This window comes from Marivivens donghaensis (assembly GCF_030410045.1).
Classification (GTDB): Bacteria; Pseudomonadota; Alphaproteobacteria; order Rhodobacterales; family Rhodobacteraceae; genus Marivivens; species Marivivens donghaensis.
This window is the reverse complement of the sequence record NZ_JAUFRA010000002.1, coordinates 13,188-31,598: the sequence shown is the minus strand read 5'-3', so window position 1 is coordinate 31,598 and position 18,411 is coordinate 13,188. Positions and strand designations below refer to the sequence as shown.

Here is an 18,411-nt window from a genome sequence, read left to right as displayed (position 1 = left end):
TCCTTTCATGAAACAAAGAGACGACGCGCGCCGAAGAGGCGCAAAGCACCGGTTAGAAAACATAGAGCGCCAAAAATGAGAGCAAGGATTGGGAAGCTGGCGGGAAAGATGCACAGAAGGACAAAGAACCCAATGGTCTCTGTGCCCTCGAGCAGACCGTTGGAGTAGTAGAGTGATTTCACACCCTGCGCAGCGGTGTCTAGCCCGCGCTTTTCAGCAAGGATCGCATAGCCGAGGAAGCTCGCCCCGTTGAAATAGAAAGACGTCAGGAGGATGGCACCCGCGGTTCCATTAGTCGCTGGATCAGCGATGACAAAGGCCATCGGGATCGCGCCGTAGAACAGGAAATCGCAAGTTATGTCGAGGTAACCGCCGAAGTCGGTGCGCTTACTGGCCCTTGCTACAGCCCCGTCCAATCCGTCGGCAACCCGACTAAGCAGGATAAAAATCAAGGCCCAAGTATTCCCACCCGTGGCGATAAAACCTGCTGCGGTGAGACCCAGAAACAGCCCAACAATCGTCACTAAATCTGCCGAAACACCCGACCGCGCGAGAATTGTCCCAGCCGTATTCAGAGGCGGATCAATAAGTTTTCGGACTGTTGAATCCAGCATGGGATTTCTCCTTGGGGTTCAGAACTTGTGACGAATGTTACGGCTCCGCGCAATTGCCCTGACGCGTATTTGAGGAGTTGACACAATCCAAAATAAACCGACTTAAATTGTCAGAATTGACAATCCTTATATTTTTAGTCAGGTAATGGCCATTCTGACTCGCCAGTCAGTTTAGCTGCATTGAAAGGACCACCATGTATCGATCATTTTTAGCCGGTTCAGCCACTCTCGCCCTGACCGCTACGAGCGCTTTGGCGGATGAACGCGCGAACGTTTTGTCCACTTACGCCGATATTGCTCTCGCTGAATATTCAGATAGCCTCGTGACCGCGCTGGCGCTTCAGGATGCAATTAATGCGCTCGTTGCTGCGCCTTCTATCGAAACCTTGGATGCGGCACGGACCGCGTGGATCGCGTCCCGAGCACCCTACCAGCAGACCGAAGTGTTCCGCTTCGGCAACCCAATCGTTGATGATTGGGAAGGCAAAGTGAACGCTTGGCCGCTCGACGAAGGTTTGATGGACTACGTGGACGCATCTTATGGCGGCCCAACGGATGAGAACGAATTCGCCGCGCTCAACGTCATTGCGAACCCGACCTTTTCCATCGCGGGCATGGATGTAGACGCAACGGCGATCACCCCTGAACTGATCGGTGATGTCCTGAACGAGGCCGACGGAATCGAGACTAACGTTGCCCGTGGCTATCACGCGATTGAGTTTCTCCTTTGGGGTCAGGACTTGAATGGCACTGATGCGGGCGCGGGTGATCGTCCCTATACCGACTTTGTCCAAGATGACGGTTGCACAGGCGGCAATTGTGATCGCCGCGTTGATTATCTCACGGCCGCGACCGACCTCCTGATTACTGACCTCGAATTCATCATCGACCAGTGGGACGAAGATGGTGCGGCGCGGACTGATCTGCTTGCCGATCCAGACGCTGGGATCGTCGCAATGATCACGGGTATGGGGTCGTTGTCCTATGGTGAGCAAGCAGGTCAGAGGATGCGGTTAGGGCTGATGCTGAATGACCCTGAAGAAGAGCACGACTGTTTCTCGGACAACACTCACAACAGTCACTATTACGACGGAAAAGGCGTGCAGAACGTTTATCTCGGTCGTTATGAGCGGATTGACGGCACCGTTGTCGAAGGCCCCGGCTTGACCTCTTTGGTCGCTGCTGTTGACCCAGCGCTGGATAGCGAAGTGCGTAGCAAACTGGACATCACCATGGGTGCCCTGACCGCAATCGTAACCGCAGCCGAAAACGGCATGGCCTATGACCAGATGCTTGACCGTCAGAACGCCGAAGGTGAGGCGCTGATCATGGCTGGTGTCGATGGTTTGATCGACCAAACTCGCAGCTTTGAGAAAATTGTCGGCGCGTTGTCCCTGCACAATGTGGCGTTCGAAGGGTCCGAAAGCCTCGACGATCCAAACGCCGTTTTCCAATAATCCACTATCGGGGGTCGCGCGCTGCGCGGCCCTCTAGACCACAGGTTTACCATGAAATTTGCTTCCGTCGTTTTTGCCACCGCCCTTCCCTTTGCCGCGGTTGCCCAAGAGGTCAGCGACCTTCACCTAAACGTCGTGCCACGCACCGCGGAAGAAGCGGCGCGTATCGCGGCTATTGTGCAGCCGACGACGGATTTCACGACCCCTGAACGGTTCGAAGAACGCCCCGCTGGTGCCGCGACGGTGCGCGTCCATTCGACCGCTGACGCGTTTTCGCAACCGTCGGGCAATGTCAGTTTTGAGCGCGAATTGGACTTTAAAGTCGGGGATGGGCTGTTTCGGAAAATCTGGGTCTCGGCCCCATCATCAACGCTCGCTTCTGACGGTTTAGGGCCACTTTATAACGCGCGGGGATGCCAGAACTGCCACCTCAAGGACGGGCGCGGCCATCCGCCCGAAGGCCCGAACGACAACGCGATTTCAATGTTCCTGCGCATCTCGATCCCTGCGTCGGACGACGAGGCGATCAAGGCCATTGCCGATTTTATACCAACCGCACCTGATCCGACCTATGGGCTACAACTCCAAGATTTCGGAATCGCAGGCCACGATGCGGAATACCGCCTCGACATTGAATATGAGGACATCGAGGTCGAACTGGCTGGCGGCGAAATCGTTACGCTTCGCAACCCAACCTATCGCGCTGCTGACCTCGGATATGGCGACCTTCACCCTGACGCGATGTTGTCGCCGCGCATTGCACCGCAGATGATCGGACTTGGCCTTTTGGAAGCGATTCCAGCGGCGGATATCCTCGCCCATGTGGACGAAACCGACGCCGATGGTGACGGGATTTCCGGTCGAGCCAATATCGTTTGGTCTACCGAATTTGATCAGCCAATGTTGGGTCGTCTCGGCCTGAAAGCGGGCGCGCCGACCATTCGTCAGCAGTCCGCCGATGCGTTTGCCGGTGATATCGGCATTTCAAACCCGCTGCACCCCAATGGATGGGGCGAATGCACCGAAACGCAGGTCGCATGCCGCATGGCGATTGATGGTGGTGATGAGGCGCATGACGGGTTGGAAATTGATACGGATGGGCTCGATCTGGTGACCTTCTACTCTCGCAATTTGGCGGTCCCTGCACGGCGCGATTTGGATGATCCAGAGGTGCTTCTCGGTAAAGAAATCTTTTACGAAACGGGCTGCACCGCATGTCACACTCCAAAATTCGTCACCGCTCGGCTGGAGGATCAGCCAGAGCAGTCGTTCCAGCTGATATGGCCCTATTCGGACCTTCTTCTGCACGATATGGGCGAAGGCCTCGCCGATCACCGTCCCGAAGCCCGCGCAACGGGCACCGAATGGCGGACGCCGCCGCTTTGGGGGATTGGTTTGACCGAACAGGTCAGCGGACATACCTATTTCCTGCATGATGGTCGTGCGCGGTCCTTGCTTGAGGCTGTTTTGTGGCACGGTGGTGAAGCACAACCGCATCGCGATGCAGTGGTTGCCATGCCGAAAGACGACCGCGACGCCCTCATCCGTTTCTTGGAGAGCCTATGATACGTCCCATCGCCCTTGCCCTGATTTGCGCAACGCCTGCGGCGGCGGATGTCGCGTCGGTCATGTCGAACAACGTGCTGCCAGATTTCGCAAAATTCGACACTGTTGCGGCCCAAATGGCCGAAATGGCTACCGCAGATTGCGGTATTGAAACGATGCGTCCGCAGTATAACGCAGTATTTGACGCGTGGATGAGTGTTCAGCATTTGCGCATCGGACCGACCGAGAATGGCGCCCTGAACATCGCGTTTTGGCCTGATGAGCGTGGTTTCACGGCCAAGACGCTTTCTGCGATGATTGCGGACACTGACCCGTTGATCGACGATGCCGAAGGCTTTGCCGCATCCTCGATTGCTGGCCGTGGTTTGTTCGCGCTCGAAATGCTGCTTTTTGACGACCGGTTCGATGGCTACGATGCCGAAAGTTACACCTGCGCCTATGTCCAGCGCGTTGCCGCCGACATCGCCCGCGAGGCGCACGCACAGGCGACGGACTGGCAGGATCTCTATGCGCTGATCATCCAAGGTCAGGGCGACGGGGAAACACTGCCAATTGTGTCCGATGCCGATGCGTTTGCGACGCTTTATACGCAGATTGTGAACTCGCTCGAATTCACCAGCGATAGTCGCGTGGTTAGGCCACTAGCTGATTTTGCCCGTCCGCGCCCGACACGGGCCGAGGCATGGCGATCTGACCGTTCGCTTCGCAATATCGTGCTGGTGGTCGATACGGCATATGCCCAAGCGGTCGAACTCATGGGCACACCTTTGCCCGCCACGGCACAGGCCGTTGCCGAATTCCACGACGCAGCGAACGCCATCCCTGACCCAAGCTTTTCCGATATCGAGGACAACTCCCAGAGCTGGCTAAAGCTGCAAATCCTCGGCCAAAAGGTTGATGGGGTTAAGAACGCGATTTCCAACGAAATAGGCTCAGTCATGGGTATTTCGGCGGGATTTAACGCCTCTGACGGGGATTGATATGACCACGCGCCGCCGCTTTTTAACCACGTTTTTAGCTGCCGCCGCGACGCCCCGTCTAACGTGGGCAAGCGTGGGCAGCCCTTCCTATATCGCCGCCGCGAAAGAAGGGGACGACTACGCACTGTTCGGCCTCACACCAGAGGGCGCGATCACATTTCGGGTTCCGCTGCCCGCACGAGGACATGCAGGCGCAGGTCACCCAACACAGCCCATCGCCGTCGCCTTTGCCCGTCGTCCTGGAAACTATGCGATCGTGATTGATTGCGTCAGTGGATCAATTCTCAAAGACCTGCAGGCCCCCGAGGGTAACCACTTCAATGGTCATGGGCTCTATGTCGACAATGGCCGTATTCTGATCACAACAGAGCAGCGTTCTAGCGATAGCGCAGGGCGATTGGGGCTATGGGATGCTGAGAACGGTTATTCTCGCCTTGGTGAATTGGACACCTATGGGGTAGGCCCCCATGATGTGCGATTGATGCCAGATCTGCGAACGCTGGTCGTAGCGAACGGTGGTATTAAAACAGACCCCGGTGGGCGGACGCCGCTGAATGTTGGCGCGATGCAGCCGAACTTCGTTTATCTGACCTTGGATGGTGTGGAAGAGATCGTAACGCTAGACCCTGACCTGCATTTCAACTCCATTCGCCATTTGGCCGTGCGCGATGATGGCCTCGTTGGGTTTGCGATGCAGTGGCAGGACGACCCGTCCTATTTGCCCCCTTTGTTGGGGCTTCATCGTCGCGGATCAGACCCTGTTCTGGCCCAAGCGCCCCTGTCTGACGAATATCCGATGCAGGGCTACGCGGGGTCGATTGCCTTTGCCCCCAACGGTTCCGAGGTTGCGATTTCATCGCCCAAGGGCGGGCGTTTGCATCGGTTTGATGAGAACGGAGCCTTCCTCGGCGCAGTGATCCAGCCCGATGTTTGCGGTCTGGTTGCGGGCACGGACGGCTATCTGTCCAGCGACGGGTTCGGCAATATCGCCGCCGTGCGTGATGGTATCGCGACGCAAATTGCGCAGCATCCTGTGAACTGGGACAACCACATCATCGCGCTTTAGGGTTTGCGGAACAGGCGCGCGGCCTCAAAGATCTCGTCGAGCCGCTCATAGCGGTCCTTGGCACGCGGCCAGTTTTCTTCTTGGACCGCAGCGATCAAAGTTTCGAGCAACATCATCGTTGAAACGTTCGAGTCCCAAGCCGAGGGAATTTCGACCCAACAGTTAAATGTGTAGTCCGCGATGCTGGCGATCGGGCTTGCCCATTGGTCCGTCACGACGATGACCGTGACGCCGCGCTCTTTGGCGAGTTCGGCGAGGCGGAGGAGGTTCGTCTCGTAGCGGCGAATGTCGAACATCAGCAGCGTATCGCCTGTGACCATATCCAAGACATAGTGCGGCCACGTCGCGGACGAGCTGGTCATATGGGTGACGCGTTCGCGGATCGCTTGGAAGTGGGTAAAGGCGTATTCAGCCAAAGCCCGCGTGATGCGGCCGCCCACGATATAGAGCCGCCCGTTCGTATCGGCCAAACACCCTGCAGCCTTATCGAATTTATCGTGATCAACGTTGGATAGTGTCTGACTGAGGTTGCGCGTGATCGCCTGAGAGAAGCGGTTCAGAAGGTGTGACTCTGGCGCCTCGGTCGCCCAGTTCGCGCGGCGCTGGGTGGGACCCTGAACCTTAGCCTGCAATTCGGACAGCAAGGACTGGTGAAACTGTGGGAAGCCCTTGAACCCGAGTTTTCCCACCATACGCGCCACGGTCGGCGTCGAGACATCCGCGTTCTGCGCCACGACCGTGATAGAGGCGATCCCTGCCGCTGGGTAGTTTTCCAACAGCGCATTGGCGAGCTTCTTTTCGGACGCGGTGAGGGTTGCGTATTTCTCGCGGATCAATTCGCGCACAGTGGTTTTGGGTTCAGACACAACGCCTCGCTTTCACAAATGCTGCTTTCCTAAGCAGACGCTGCGATTGATCAAACCGCAAGAAAAGATTCAACACCACCGTTTAGGAAAATTATTGACGCATTGGCAAAGTGTGTGGAAAGATTTTTACAAACGACAGGGAAATCGCATGAACCAAGCGGCGAAAACGCAACGAACATCAACGGTTGAGGTGTTTAATCCGGAGGGAAAATCTCCGGTCGTGATTCTCTGCGAACATGCATCACACGCTATTCCCGAACGGTATAATGGCCTTGGTTTGGCGGAAAACGACCGCAAAAGCCACGCGGCGTGGGATCCAGGTGCCCTGCCTGTTGCTCAAATCTTGTCCGCTGCTTTGGATGCACCTTTGGTCGCCTCAGCAGTGTCGCGGTTGGTCTATGACTGCAATCGCCCGCCCGAAGCGCCCAGCGCGATGCCTGAAACCTCTGAACTGATCAAAGTGCCCGGCAACCGCGGCCTGACCCAAGAACAAAGGGACGAACGGACCGAAACCGTCTATGCGCCCTTCTGCGAAGCGGTGGCCGAGGCCATCTCGACCCGCTCTAATCCGATGGCGATCGTGACAATGCACAGCTTTACCCCGATCTATTTCGGGAAACCTCGTGCGACTGAGATCGGTATCCTGCACGACAGCGATACACGGCTCGCCGATGCGATGATCGCGCAATCCGATGCCATTACGTTGGGGGTTGAACGCAACCAGCCGTATGGACCGGACGATGGTGTAACCCATTCTTTGCGCTTGCATGGTATTTCTAACGGCATCGCCAATGTGATGATCGAGGTCCGCAATGATCTTATCGATACACCTGATGCCCAGCGCGATGTGGCGCATCAACTCTTGGCACTTTTACGTCCGGCACTCGCCAGTTTGGAGGTCATGAATGCCTAGTGTGATCGTAAGCTACATCCACGTGATTGACGCGATTAACCGCTTTATCGGTCGGATCGCGATGTATGGGATTTTCGCCCTGATCGGCGTTCTGCTCTGGTCGTCGGTGTCCAAGACCTTCTTTACGCCGTCGCTTTGGACGCTTGAGACAGCACAGTTCATCATGGTCGCTTACTATGTGTTGGGCGGGCCATACTCGATCCAGCTCGGGTCAAACGTGCGGATGGACCTGTTTTACGGCAATTGGTCGGCCAAACAGAAAGCGTGGATGGACGGCTTTACCGTGTTCTTCCTGCTCTTTTATCTTGGCGTTCTTCTCTATGGCGCGCTGGGCTCTTTGTCTTATTCTCTGGGATATTTCGGCACCGAGCCGATCACCTATTTCAAGGATCTGATCGTCGCCTTTGTCACTGGCGGACCGACCGCAGCGGGCGAGGAACTGGGCTATCTAGAACGAAGCTCTACCGCATGGCGGCCTCACATCTGGCCGATCAAGCTGATCCTTGCAGCAGGCGTTTTCCTAATGATCCTACAAGTCCTTGCCGAATTCTTCCGAGATATTGGCCGCATTCGTGGAGTTGAACTCTGATGTCCTATGAAATGATCGCCATAGTGATGTTCAGCACCATGATGGTGATGCTCTTCACGGGGCAGCGCGTCTTTGGGGCTATCGGCTTTGTTGGTGCTGCCGCGGGCATGATGCTCTGGGGTGTGGGCGGTGTAGACGTGCCGTTCTCAGCCGCGATGAAGCTGATGAAATGGTATCCGATGCTCACGCTGCCGATGTTCATTTTCATGGGCTACGTGCTGTCTGAGTCAAAGATTGCCGACGACCTCTACAAGATGTTCCACGTTTGGATGGGTCCCGTGCGTGGTGGTCTGGCCATCGGGACAATTGGCCTTATGGTTCTGATCTCTGCAATGAACGGTTTGTCAGTCGCGGGCATGGCGATTGGTGCAACGATTGCGCTGCCTGAACTGCTAAAGCGCAAATACGATAAGATCATGGTGACGGGCGTTATTCAGGCGGGATCGTCGCTTGGTATCCTCGTGCCGCCCTCTGTTGTTCTCGTGCTTTATGCGATGATCGCGCGTCAGCCTGTTGGGCAACTGTGGCTCGCTGGGGTGGTGCCTGGTCTGATGATGGCTGCGATGTTCATCATCTACATCTACATTCGCTGCCGCATTAATCCCGACCTCGGCCCTGCGCTGCCCGAGGATGAGCGCAATGTCTCTACCGCCGAAAAGATGCGCCTGCTGCGCGCTGGTGTTTTACCGCTGGTGATCTTTGCATCGATGATGGTGCCATTTGTGAACGGCTGGACCTCGCTGGTGGAAAGCTCTGCGATTGGCGCAATGGCAGCGTTTGTTGCCGCCGTTCTGAAAGGGCGCATGACGAAAGAGGTCTTTGAGACTTCAGTCAAACAGACCTTGGGCATTTCGTGCATGTTCATGTGGATCATTCTAGCCGCGCTCGGCTTTGGGGCGATCTTCGATGGCTTGGGTGCGGTGAACGCGATCAAAGACCTGTTCACCGAACAAATGCACCTGAGCCCTTGGACGATCCTGATCCTGATGCAGCTGAGCTTTATCGTTATGGGCACCTTCCTAGACGATACGGCGATGCTGGTGATTGTGGCGCCGCTCTACGTGCCGCTGGTGGATCAGCTGGGCTTTGACCTGATTTGGTATGGCGTTCTCTACACGATCACCACGCAGATCGCATATATGACCCCGCCGTTTGGCTATAACCTCTTTCTCATGCGGGCCATGGCCCCGCCAGAGATCGGACTTCGCGATATCTACCGTTCCATCGTGCCGTTTGTGATGCTGATGGTGCTGGCACTTACTCTCGTGATGATCATTCCCGACATCGCAATGTGGCTGCCGAACTCGGTTTACGGAAATTAACCAATAAAAGAGCCTGAACAGGGCCGATCAACCCCAACAAGGAGAAGAGAAATGACGACAAGACGTAAGTTTCTAGCCACCGCTGGTGTCGGCGCATTGGCAACGCCACTCGCGGCTCCGGCTATTGCTCAATCGACCATCACTTGGCGGATGCAGACCTATGCGGGTCCTGCTCTGGCTGAGCATGTTGTGAAACCCGCAATCGACATGTTCAACAAGATCGCAGGCGACCGCATGCAGATCGAACTCTACTTCGCTGACCAACTGGTTCCGACAGGCGAATTGTTCCGCGCCATGCAGCGCGGCACCATTGATGCGGTGCAGTCGGACGATGACTCCATGGCGTCCCCGACCGAAGTGACCGTGTTCGGCGGCTACTTCCCCTTCGCATCGCGCTACTCGCTCGACGTACCTGTGCTGTTCAACCAATACGGCCTGAACGAAATCTGGGACGAAGAATACTCCAAGGTTGGCGTCAAACACATCTCGGCTGGTTCGTGGGACCCGTGCCACTTTGCAACCAAAGACCCGATCAACAGCCTCGCTGATCTTCAGGGCAAACGCATCTTTACCTTCCCGACGGCTGGCCGCTTTATGTCCCAGTTCGGCGTCGTTCCAGTGACTATTCCGTGGGAAGACGTAGAAGTCGCGATGCAGACAGGCGAACTGGACGGTATTGCGTGGTCGGGCATCACCGAAGACTACACCGTTGGCTGGGCTGACGTGACCAACTACTTCCTCACAAACAACATCTCTGGCGCTTGGGCTGGGTCGTTCTTTGCGAACATGGATCGTTGGAACGAACTGCCTGAGGATCTCCAGACCCTGTTCCGCGTCTGCACCGACCAGTCGCACTACTATCGTCAGTGGTGGTATTGGGGCGGTGAAGCATCGCTGCGCGTCAATGGCACCAAGATGCAACTCACCTCGATCCCGGATGCTGAATGGGCAACCGTCGAAGCAAAGGCGATGGAATTCTGGGACGAGATCGCCGCAGAATCCCCGACCAAAGCGCGCGTTGTTGAGATCATCAAGAAATACAACGCAGACATGGCCAAAGCAGGCCGTCCTTACCGCTACAGCTAAGAGCAATCGCCCTGCCGGTATCCCATCGGCAGGGCACCTAAACGACGGAGAACATCGCCATGCTAGACTTCGACACGCTCAAGGCTCGGGTATCTGACGGCACTTACGATACCATCTTGGTCTGCGGTATCGACATGCAGGGTCGCCTCATGGGCAAACGGTTCCATGCCCAGCATTTTATCGACAGCGCATGGGAAGAAACCCATTGCTGCAACTACCTGCTGGCCACCGACCTAGAGATGGCGACGCCTGACGGCTACGCATCGACCTCGTGGGAAGCGGGTTATGGCGACTACGTGATGAAGCCTGATCTAAGCACGATCCGCCCTGTGCCGTGGCTCGAAGGCACAGCGATGGTTCTGTGCGACCTGATCGACCACCACACCCACAAAGAAGTCGAACACTCCCCCCGCGCGATGCTGAAAAAGCAGGTCAAACGGCTTGAGGCGTTGGGGTATACCGCGATGATGGCAACCGAGCTCGAATTCTTTTTGTTTGAGAAGAGCTATGACCACATTCGCAAGAGCAATTTCCGCGATTTAGAGCCTATTTCGGGCTATAATGAAGACTACCACATCTTCCAAACGACCAAGGAAGAGGGCGTCATGCGCCCGATCCGTAATCACCTTTTCGCCGCTGGTATCCCAATCGAAAACTCGAAAGGTGAGGCCGAGGCTGGTCAGGAAGAACTGAACATCAAATACGCCGAAGCGATGCTGACGGCCGACTACCACACCATCGCCAAGAACGCGATCAAGGAGATCGCTTGGCAGAACGGTCACGCGGCGAGCTTTATGGCGAAGTATCACCATAGCAAGGTTGGCTCCTCCGCTCACGTTCACCAGTCGCTCTGGAAGGACGGCGCGAACGCATTCTACGACCCTGCGGACAAACGCGGCATGTCGGCGGTGATGAAATCCTACATGGCGGGTCTGCTGAAATACGCGGCGGACTACACCTATTTCCTCGCGCCCTATATCAACAGCTACAAGCGGTTCCAGAAAGGTACCTTTGCGCCAACGCGGATCATTTGGTCGGTCGATAACCGGACCGCGGGCTTCCGTCTCTGCGGAGAAAACACCAAAGGCGTTCGTGTTGAATGTCGCGTGGGTGGGTCCGATTTGAACCCTTACCTCGCGATGGCGGCTCAGCTTGCCGCTGGTATCGCAGGTATCGAAGAGGGCCTGACCCTCGGCGCGCCATTCACTGGGGATGCCTATGACGCAGAGGTCGAGTCGATCCCGCAAACGCTCCGCGATGCTCGGTCTGCATTGGTGAAATCTGACATGCTCCGCGAAGCATTCGGTGACTGGGCCGTTGACCATTACGCCCGCGCCGCAGAAGTAGAAATCGAAGATTTTGACCGCGTCGTGACTGATTACGAAGTCGCACGCGGCTTTGAACGCTCTTAACCCTATGAGGACATTATGACAGGGCAACTGAAGTGTATTTCGCCCATCGACGGGTCAGTTTACGCCACCCGTGATACGCTGAGCCGCGATGAGGCTTTTGCCGTCGCCGAACGCGCTCGTGCAGCACAGGCCGCATGGGCCGCGCGTCCGCTGAAGGAACGCATTGATCTGGTGCTGGCTGGCGTCGCTGCCGTTGGCGCGATGAACGACGAAGTCGTGCCAGAACTGGCGCACATGATGGGTCGCCCTGTGCGCTACGGTGGCGAATTCCGCGGCTTTGAAGAACGCGCGAGCTATATGGCGCAAATCGCAGAGAGCAGCCTTGCCGATATGCAAGTGGGCGAAGACGCGACCTTTAAACGCTACATCAAACGTGTTCCGCATGGCGTCGTGTTCGTCGTGGCGCCGTGGAACTACCCGTACATGACAGCGATCAACACGGTCGCGCCAGCGCTGATCGCGGGCAACACTGTTATCCTCAAACATGCGACGCAGACCCTACTGGTCGGCGAACGTATGGCTAAGGCGTTCCATTCCGCTGGCGTGCCAGAGGACGTGTTCATCAACGTCTTCCTCGACCACGACACAACCAATGATCTGATCGCAGGTCGCGCCTTTAACTTTGTGAATTTCACAGGCTCTGTTGGCGGCGGCAAGGCGATGGAGCGTGCTGCGGCGGGCACCTTTACGGGTGTTGGCCTAGAGCTCGGCGGTAAAGACCCAGGCTACGTCATGGAGGACGCCGATCTGGATGCAGCCGTTGATACGCTGGTTGACGCAGCGATGTTCAACTCTGGTCAGTGCTGCTGCGGGATCGAACGGATTTACGTACACGAAAGCCTCTACGACGCCTTTGTCGAAAAGGCCGTTGCGGTGGTTAAGGGCTACAAGCTCGGCAATCCGATGGACAGCGACACGACGATTGGCCCGATGGCCAACGTCCGCTTTGCTACAGAGGTCCGTGCGCAGATCGCGGAGGCCGTTGAGGCTGGTGCCGTTGCTCATATCCCGACAATGGAAGGTGACGACGGTGCCGCTTACCTGACGCCGCAAATCCTAACCAACGTCACCCACGACATGCGCGTCATGCGTGAAGAGTCGTTCGGCCCTGTCGTTGGCATCATGAAGGTTTCGTCCGACGCCGAAGCCATCGCGCTGATGAACGACAGCGACTACGGCCTGACGGTGTCCCTCTGGACCCAAGATGTGGAGCGTGCGCAGGCCGTGGGCGATCAGCTCGAAACGGGTACTGTGTTCCTTAACCGCGCGGACTACCTCGATCCGGGTTTGTGCTGGACGGGCTGCAAAGATACGGGCCGCGGCGGTGGATTGTCCGTGATCGGCTACCACAACCTCACACGTCCAAAATCCTACCATCTTAAGAAGGTGACGAAATGAACCTCATCGGTAACTGGTCCTACCCGACCGCTGTGAAATTTGGCGCAGGCCGGATCAAAGAGCTTCCTGCGGCATTGGCCCAAGCAGGGATCACGCGCCCGCTCTTGGTAACGGACCGTGGGCTTGCCAGTATGGCGATCACACAGCAGACCTTGGACATCATGGACGAGGCTGGTTTCGGTCGCGCGATTTTCGCCGAAGTAGACCCTAACCCGACCGAATTGAACCTCGCTGCGGGCGTTGAAGCCTACAAAGCCGGCGGTCATGACGGCGTGATTGCCTTCGGTGGTGGCTCTGGCCTCGACCTCGGTAAAATGGTCGCCTTCATGGCTGATCAAACCCGTCCGATCTGGGACTTTGAGGACATCGGCGACTGGTGGACCCGTGCGGACGCGGACGCGATCGCGCCGATCATCGCTGTTCCGACGACTGCTGGCACAGGGTCCGAAGTGGGCCGCGCCTCGGTCATCACCAATTCTGAAACACACGTCAAAAAGATCATATTCCACCCGAAGGTTCTGCCGACTGTCGTGATTTCCGACCCAGAACTGACCGTTGGCATGCCGAAGTTCATCACCGCGGGCACGGGCCTCGATGCCTTTGCTCATTGTGTCGAAGCCTTCAGCAGCCCGTTCTATCACCCGATGAGCCAAGGTATCGCGCTCGAAGGGATGCGCTTGGTCGTCGAAAACCTGCCTCGCGCTTATGCAGACGGCACCGACCTTGAGGCTCGCGCAAACATGATGGCAGCGGCTGCGATGGGGGCTGTGGCCTTCCAAAAGGGCCTCGGCGCTATTCACGCGCTGTCGCACCCGATCGGCGCAGTTTTCAACACGCACCACGGCACAACCAACGCTGTCTGTATGCCTGCCGTTCTTGAGCTGAACGCACCCCTGATCGCTGATCGTTTTGACCGTGCAGCCAGCTATATCGGCGTGTCTGGTGGCTTTGACGGGTTCCGCAGCTTTGTCCAAGAGTTCAACGACAGCTTCGCCATCCCGCGCAAACTCCGCGAAATGGGTGCAACTTTGGACAAGATCGACGAATTGGTTCCAGCAGCACTGGCCGATCCGTCCTGCGGCGGTAACCCCGTCGAACTGAACGAGGCAAACGTTCGCGCGCTGTTCGAGGCCGTCATCTAATGCCTAAGCCCTGATCCGAATATCATCGGATCAGGACAAATTCTGCATATCAGACTAAAGTTTTCCGCGAAAACGCACCAAGATTCTGATCTGGATCAGTTACGGGCGCACAGAAACGTGATTTTTGACCTCTAATCAGTTGATGAGAGGAAGTTTCAGTTGCGTCTCACCACCCGCACAAACCTTGCGATACGCGTTTTGATGTATTGCGGCACACATTTGGACCAGATCACGCCATCGTCCATCATTGCGGATGCATGTAATGCTTCGGCCAACCATTTGGCGCAGATCGTTCATACGCTGCACGTAAACGGGTTCGTGGACGCAACACGCGGTCGCACTGGCGGGGTTCGGTTGGCGCGGGACGCAGCCAAAATCAACATCGGCGAAGTGTTCCGCATTTTTGAAGCGGACGTTCCCTTTACCGAATGCTTCTCTGAAGCCACAAACACCTGCCCATTGGTCAAAGCCTGCCGCCTTCGCGTCGCCATCGGCCGTGCACTCGAGGCGTTCTTTCACGAGCTTGACCTCGTCACGCTCGAAGATCTGGTCAAAGGCAACTGCGGTCTGGTCGACATCTTTACCATGACCGCACCATTGGCATCGGTTGAATGTAACGGCGCTGCCGTGGCGGGCTGAGCCTCTGGCGGACTGAATCCACTAGAAACAATAGCTCAATACTCTTCCAGAAAAACTGGTGCCGCTGAAGGGCAATCTAACACCGCCAATTTCGATGAAATTATAGAGGGTTAGTGGTGGGCGCTTTCGCAGAAGTGGTCCCGAAAGCGGTCCCGGGGTTGCTCAAAGCAATATCGACGAGGCGATGATACACAACCGGCCCAAAGCTGCCGGTCGATTACTCTTCGCGGAAGCAGTCAAATGACGAGAATGCAGTCATTCAACCGAGCCCTATCGCGCTTGCCAGCGCAAACTTTTATATATGGAGTGATCAGGCTGCTATGGTCAGTTCATCGCGGCCGTTTCCACAACCCTTCCATCCTCGCGCCACTCCGGCAGACCGCCGTCAAGGCGGCGCGCATTGAGGCCGTGTTTGCGAAGTGCGGCGACAGCCTGGTGGGCATAGATGCAATAAGGGCCCCTGCAATAGGCCACGATTTCGGTGGCCGGATCGAGCGTCGGGACGATCCGCTCGATCTCCGTCAGCGTCATGTTGTGCGCACCCGAAATGTGACCTGCAGCGTATTCGTCCGCGGGGCGAACATCGAGCACGGTCACAGAACCTTCGGCGATCCAGGCTGACAGGTCTTCTCTGCTGACCGGCTCAGGGGCATCCTCGCCGCCCGAGAGCCCCCGCAAGATGCGCTCGACCTGCGCGAGGTTCCGCTCCGCAACGATGCGCAGAAGGTCCATCAGTTGAAGCGTCTTCGCGTCGGTCAGCCGGTAGATCACCGCCTTGCCGTCGCGGCGGCTGGTGACGAGTGCGGCGCGGCGCAACTGTTGCAGGTGCTGCGAGCAGTTGGCGATGGTCAGGCCTGTCTTGTCGGCAAGAGCCTCGACCCCGCGTTCGCCTTGCGCCAGTTGTTCCAGCAGCATCAGACGCGCCGGTGCCGATAAGGCGCGCGCGACGAGGGCGTATTCTTCCAGCAGGGCCAACTTCGGGCTGATTGACAAGTCGTGCCTCCTGACGCTACATCATTCAAGCGATAACTTGAATAATAGCGATTTCATCGCGTCCCACAAGTCCGAAGTCCACATCCCATGTCCGAGACCATCCTCGCCGCTGAACTAACCATTCGCCTTGCTGCCTTTCTCGGCGTCTTGGTGGCCATGGCGCTGTGGGAGGTGGCGGCGCCGCGGAGGCGTCGGGAGATCCCGCGCGTCATCCGCTGGACGAACAACCTCGCGCTTGTGGTGCTCGACACCGCGATCCTGCGGCTGACCTTCCCGATCATCGCCGTCGGGCTCGCCGTCATGGCCGAGGATCACGGCTTGGGCCTATTCAACAATCTCGATGTGCCGATCTGGGTCGCGGTTGTGGTTTCGATGCTGTTGCTCGATCTGGCGATCTACCTCCAGTACGTGATGTTCCACGCAGTGCCTGGGCTCTGGCAGCTGCACCGGATGCACCACGCCGATCTCGACTTCGACGCGACCACGGGACTGCGGTTCCATCCCGTGGAGATCCTCATCTCGATGGAGATCAAGCTGGCGGTGGTCGCGGCGCTCGGACCGCCCGCCGTCGCGGTGCTGCTGTTCGAGGTGATCCTGAACGCCACAGCGCTCTTCAACCACGCCAACATCGACCTGCCGCGCCCGGTAGACGGGGTGCTGCGGCTGATCGTGGTCACGCCCGACATGCACCGCGTCCACCATTCCATTGACCCGCGCGTGACCAACTCGAACTACGGCTTCAACCTGCCGTGGTGGGACCAGCTCCTCGGCACCTACATCGCCCAGCCCGCCAAGGGGCATGAGGGGATGGAGATCGGCATCGAGCAGTTCCGCACGCGCCGCGATCTCTGGCTCGACCGGATGCTGGTCCAGCCTTTACGCGGACCGGCCTCGGGCGGCGCGCTCGACCCGCGCATCACGACGAAGGAGCCCGCCGAATGACCGCGTGTGAGTACACGCGCGGCATCCGCGAGAACCGGGTCCAGGTCGCGCATCAGCTGATCCAGGTCATGCTGGTGGGTTTCGCCATCGGCATGACGCGCACGGTGGTCCCGGCGCTGGCCGAAAGCGAGTTCGGGCTCGAGCGCGGCTCGTTCCTGCTGCTGGCGTCCTTCGTCGTGGCCTTCGGTGCGGTTAAGGCGGTGATGAACTTCGTCGCCGGGCGGTGGTCCGAGCGGATCGGGCGCAAGCGGGTGCTGTTCTGGGGCTGGGTCGTGGCGCTGCCGATCCCGGTGATGATCTGGTCCGCGCCGGACTGGAACTGGATCGTCGCGGCGACTGTGCTTTTGGGCGTCAATCAGGGCCTTTGCTGGTCGATGACGCAGACCGCCAAACTCGATATCACGAGGGCCGAGGAACGTGGCCTCACCATGGGGCTCAACGAATTCTCCGGCTATGTCGGCGTGGCGATCGCGGGCGTCGTCACCGCATATGCCGCCGAGTGGCTGGGGGCACGTGTCGGCCTGCTGGTCTTCGGCATGGCGGTGGTCCTACTGGCACTGGTCCTGACGGTTGTCTGGGTGAAAGACACGCTTCCTTGGGCGAAGGCAGAAACTGCCGCGCACAAGGCAGCGCCGCCGAAAGCCCTACCGCGCTATCCGCAGGGCGTGTCCGAGAATCCCACGACGGGAGAGGTCTTCGCGGTGATGAGCTGGCGCGACCGTCGGCTTTTCGCGATCTCCCAGGCGGGGCTGGTCGAGAAGTTCGTCGATGCGCTGGTCTGGGCGCTGTTCCCGGTCTTCCTCGTGACGCAAGGCGCGACCTTGACCGAGGTCGGCTGGATCGTCGGCACCTACGGTTTTGTCTGGGGCGGCTCGCAACTTGTCACCGGGCGGCTGTCGGACCATGTCGGGCGCTTCTGGCCCAACGTGCTCGGCATGTGGATCTGCGGTGCTGGCGTGGCGATGGTGGTCATGGGCACCGGCGCGCTATGGTGGTCGGTCTCGGCCGGGGTGGCCGGCTTCGGCATGGCGCTCCTCTATCCGAACCTCGGGGCGGCGGTCGCCGACATCACCCCGCCGGCCTGGCGCGGCTCGGCCATCGGAATCTACCGCTTCTGGCGCGACCTCGGCTACGCGATCGGCGCGCTCGGTCTCGGGCTGGCGGCCAGCCTGACCGGCGCTGCGGAAGCGGCCTTCTGGTTCGTTGCGGTATCCATGTTCGTCTCCGGCGGGCTTCTGTTCTGGCTCTCCGAGGAAACCCACCCGCGACTGAACCCCGCCAGCCCACGGGAGCTTGCAGATGCCTGACACGCTTGCCCGCTCTCTGGGCTTCCTTTCGATCTTGTTGGGCGTCGCCTCAATCGCGCTTCTTGCAGTCTCTGTCTGGGGCTTCCGGGCGGGCGGCTGGCCCTGGCCGCAGGCCTATG

Annotated in this window: 17 protein-coding genes; 14 read left to right on the top strand and 3 right to left on the bottom strand. The window is 58.0% G+C overall.

The window, feature by feature from the left end; genetic code table 11:
* Positions 1 to 5 precede the first annotated feature (5 nt).
* Complete coding sequence (locus QWY83_RS01880) at positions 6 to 614, bottom strand: CDP-alcohol phosphatidyltransferase family protein (protein WP_249946217.1); 609 nt, start codon at positions 612 to 614, stop codon at positions 6 to 8.
* Between the two features lie 194 nt (positions 615 to 808).
* On the opposite strand from QWY83_RS01880, the gene QWY83_RS01875 reads away from it, so the two are divergent.
* Genes QWY83_RS01875 through QWY83_RS01860 form a run of 4 tightly spaced genes read left to right on the top strand, consistent with a single transcriptional unit; the run spans position 809 to position 5,683 of the window.
* Positions 809 to 2,071, top strand: a complete 1,263-nt coding sequence (locus tag QWY83_RS01875) for an imelysin family protein (protein WP_249946218.1) — start codon at positions 809 to 811, stop codon at positions 2,069 to 2,071.
* A 51-nt stretch (positions 2,072 to 2,122) separates the two neighbouring features.
* A complete protein-coding gene (locus QWY83_RS01870) occupies positions 2,123 to 3,637 on the top strand; it encodes a di-heme oxidoreductase family protein (RefSeq protein WP_249946219.1) in 1,515 nt (504 codons plus the stop codon).
* Positions 3,634 to 4,617 carry an imelysin family protein gene (locus QWY83_RS01865; RefSeq protein WP_249946220.1) on the top strand — a complete coding sequence of 328 codons (984 nt, stop codon included), beginning with the start codon at positions 3,634 to 3,636 and terminating at the stop codon, positions 4,615 to 4,617. Before QWY83_RS01870 ends, QWY83_RS01865 begins: the two co-directional genes overlap by 4 nt.
* A gap of 1 nt (position 4,618) precedes the next feature.
* Positions 4,619 to 5,683 carry a DUF1513 domain-containing protein gene (locus QWY83_RS01860; RefSeq protein ID WP_249946221.1) on the top strand — a complete coding sequence of 355 codons (1,065 nt, stop codon included), beginning with the start codon at positions 4,619 to 4,621 and terminating at the stop codon, positions 5,681 to 5,683.
* Here QWY83_RS01860 and QWY83_RS01855 read toward each other — a convergent pair.
* Positions 5,680 to 6,549: a MurR/RpiR family transcriptional regulator gene (locus tag QWY83_RS01855; RefSeq protein WP_105236224.1), complete on the bottom strand. Its 870-nt coding sequence runs from the start codon at positions 6,547 to 6,549 to the stop codon at positions 5,680 to 5,682. The genes QWY83_RS01860 and QWY83_RS01855 overlap by 4 nt on opposite strands.
* A gap of 148 nt (positions 6,550 to 6,697) precedes the next feature.
* Between QWY83_RS01855 and QWY83_RS01850 the strand changes: the two genes are divergently transcribed.
* The 8 genes from QWY83_RS01850 (at position 6,698) to QWY83_RS01815 (ending at position 15,050) form a co-directional block, all read left to right on the top strand.
* The gene (locus QWY83_RS01850) at positions 6,698 to 7,462 is read left to right on the top strand and encodes an N-formylglutamate amidohydrolase (protein WP_249946222.1); all 765 of its coding nucleotides are present in this window, start codon (positions 6,698 to 6,700) and stop codon (positions 7,460 to 7,462) included.
* On the top strand, positions 7,455 to 8,051 hold the full coding sequence (locus tag QWY83_RS01845; RefSeq protein ID WP_249946223.1) for a TRAP transporter small permease subunit: 597 nt from the start codon (positions 7,455 to 7,457) through the stop codon (positions 8,049 to 8,051). The genes QWY83_RS01850 and QWY83_RS01845 overlap by 8 nt, the downstream gene beginning before the upstream one ends.
* Positions 8,051 to 9,373: a TRAP transporter large permease gene (locus tag QWY83_RS01840; protein WP_249946224.1), complete on the top strand. Its 1,323-nt coding sequence runs from the start codon at positions 8,051 to 8,053 to the stop codon at positions 9,371 to 9,373. Before QWY83_RS01845 ends, QWY83_RS01840 begins: the two co-directional genes overlap by 1 nt.
* A 51-nt stretch (positions 9,374 to 9,424) precedes the next feature.
* Positions 9,425 to 10,459, top strand: coding sequence for a TRAP transporter substrate-binding protein (locus QWY83_RS01835; protein ID WP_249946225.1), 1,035 nt, complete (start codon positions 9,425 to 9,427; stop codon positions 10,457 to 10,459).
* A 59-nt stretch (positions 10,460 to 10,518) separates the two neighbouring features.
* On the top strand, positions 10,519 to 11,871 hold the full coding sequence (locus tag QWY83_RS01830; protein WP_249946226.1) for a glutamine synthetase family protein: 1,353 nt from the start codon (positions 10,519 to 10,521) through the stop codon (positions 11,869 to 11,871).
* Positions 11,872 to 11,886: 15 nt separating this feature from the next.
* Positions 11,887 to 13,269 (top strand): aldehyde dehydrogenase family protein, encoded by a 1,383-nt coding sequence (locus tag QWY83_RS01825; protein ID WP_249946227.1) that lies wholly within the window; start codon positions 11,887 to 11,889, stop codon positions 13,267 to 13,269.
* Complete coding sequence (locus tag QWY83_RS01820) at positions 13,266 to 14,411, top strand: iron-containing alcohol dehydrogenase (protein ID WP_249946228.1); 1,146 nt, start codon at positions 13,266 to 13,268, stop codon at positions 14,409 to 14,411. Before QWY83_RS01825 ends, QWY83_RS01820 begins: the two co-directional genes overlap by 4 nt.
* Before the next feature lie 159 nt (positions 14,412 to 14,570).
* On the top strand, positions 14,571 to 15,050 hold the full coding sequence (locus QWY83_RS01815; protein WP_249946229.1) for an RrF2 family transcriptional regulator: 480 nt from the start codon (positions 14,571 to 14,573) through the stop codon (positions 15,048 to 15,050).
* Positions 15,051 to 15,374: 324 nt separating this feature from the next.
* Here QWY83_RS01815 and QWY83_RS01810 read toward each other — a convergent pair whose 3' ends face one another.
* Positions 15,375 to 16,043, bottom strand: a complete 669-nt coding sequence (locus QWY83_RS01810; RefSeq protein WP_067548560.1) for an ArsR/SmtB family transcription factor — start codon at positions 16,041 to 16,043, stop codon at positions 15,375 to 15,377.
* An 87-nt stretch (positions 16,044 to 16,130) separates the two neighbouring features.
* Between QWY83_RS01810 and QWY83_RS01805 the strand changes: the two genes are divergently transcribed.
* Together QWY83_RS01805 and QWY83_RS01800 are read left to right on the top strand one after the other, a co-directional pair.
* The gene (locus QWY83_RS01805) at positions 16,131 to 16,985 is read left to right on the top strand and encodes a sterol desaturase family protein (RefSeq protein ID WP_067548563.1); all 855 of its coding nucleotides are present in this window, start codon (positions 16,131 to 16,133) and stop codon (positions 16,983 to 16,985) included.
* A complete protein-coding gene (locus QWY83_RS01800; protein ID WP_067548566.1) occupies positions 16,982 to 18,292 on the top strand; it encodes an MFS transporter in 1,311 nt (436 codons plus the stop codon). The genes QWY83_RS01805 and QWY83_RS01800 overlap by 4 nt, the downstream gene beginning before the upstream one ends.
* Positions 18,293 to 18,411 lie beyond the last annotated feature (119 nt).

What these genes read in the sequence shown, in the direction of transcription:
- QWY83_RS01880 (WP_249946217.1), bottom strand. Translation starts at nt 614, where the DNA reads ATGCTGGATTCAACAGTCCGAAAACTTATTGATCCGCCTCTGAATACG.
- QWY83_RS01875 (WP_249946218.1), top strand. Translation starts at nt 809, where the DNA reads ATGTATCGATCATTTTTAGCCGGTTCAGCCACTCTCGCCCTGACCGCT.
- QWY83_RS01870 (WP_249946219.1), top strand. Translation starts at nt 2,123, where the DNA reads ATGAAATTTGCTTCCGTCGTTTTTGCCACCGCCCTTCCCTTTGCCGCG.
- QWY83_RS01865 (WP_249946220.1), top strand. Translation starts at nt 3,634, where the DNA reads ATGATACGTCCCATCGCCCTTGCCCTGATTTGCGCAACGCCTGCGGCG.
- QWY83_RS01860 (WP_249946221.1), top strand. Translation starts at nt 4,619, where the DNA reads ATGACCACGCGCCGCCGCTTTTTAACCACGTTTTTAGCTGCCGCCGCG.
- QWY83_RS01850 (WP_249946222.1), top strand. Translation starts at nt 6,698, where the DNA reads ATGAACCAAGCGGCGAAAACGCAACGAACATCAACGGTTGAGGTGTTT.
- QWY83_RS01845 (WP_249946223.1), top strand. Translation starts at nt 7,455, where the DNA reads ATGCCTAGTGTGATCGTAAGCTACATCCACGTGATTGACGCGATTAAC.
- QWY83_RS01840 (WP_249946224.1), top strand. Translation starts at nt 8,051, where the DNA reads ATGTCCTATGAAATGATCGCCATAGTGATGTTCAGCACCATGATGGTG.
- QWY83_RS01835 (WP_249946225.1), top strand. Translation starts at nt 9,425, where the DNA reads ATGACGACAAGACGTAAGTTTCTAGCCACCGCTGGTGTCGGCGCATTG.
- QWY83_RS01830 (WP_249946226.1), top strand. Translation starts at nt 10,519, where the DNA reads ATGCTAGACTTCGACACGCTCAAGGCTCGGGTATCTGACGGCACTTAC.
- QWY83_RS01825 (WP_249946227.1), top strand. Translation starts at nt 11,887, where the DNA reads ATGACAGGGCAACTGAAGTGTATTTCGCCCATCGACGGGTCAGTTTAC.
- QWY83_RS01820 (WP_249946228.1), top strand. Translation starts at nt 13,266, where the DNA reads ATGAACCTCATCGGTAACTGGTCCTACCCGACCGCTGTGAAATTTGGC.
- QWY83_RS01805 (WP_067548563.1), top strand. Translation starts at nt 16,131, where the DNA reads ATGTCCGAGACCATCCTCGCCGCTGAACTAACCATTCGCCTTGCTGCC.
- QWY83_RS01800 (WP_067548566.1), top strand. Translation starts at nt 16,982, where the DNA reads ATGACCGCGTGTGAGTACACGCGCGGCATCCGCGAGAACCGGGTCCAG.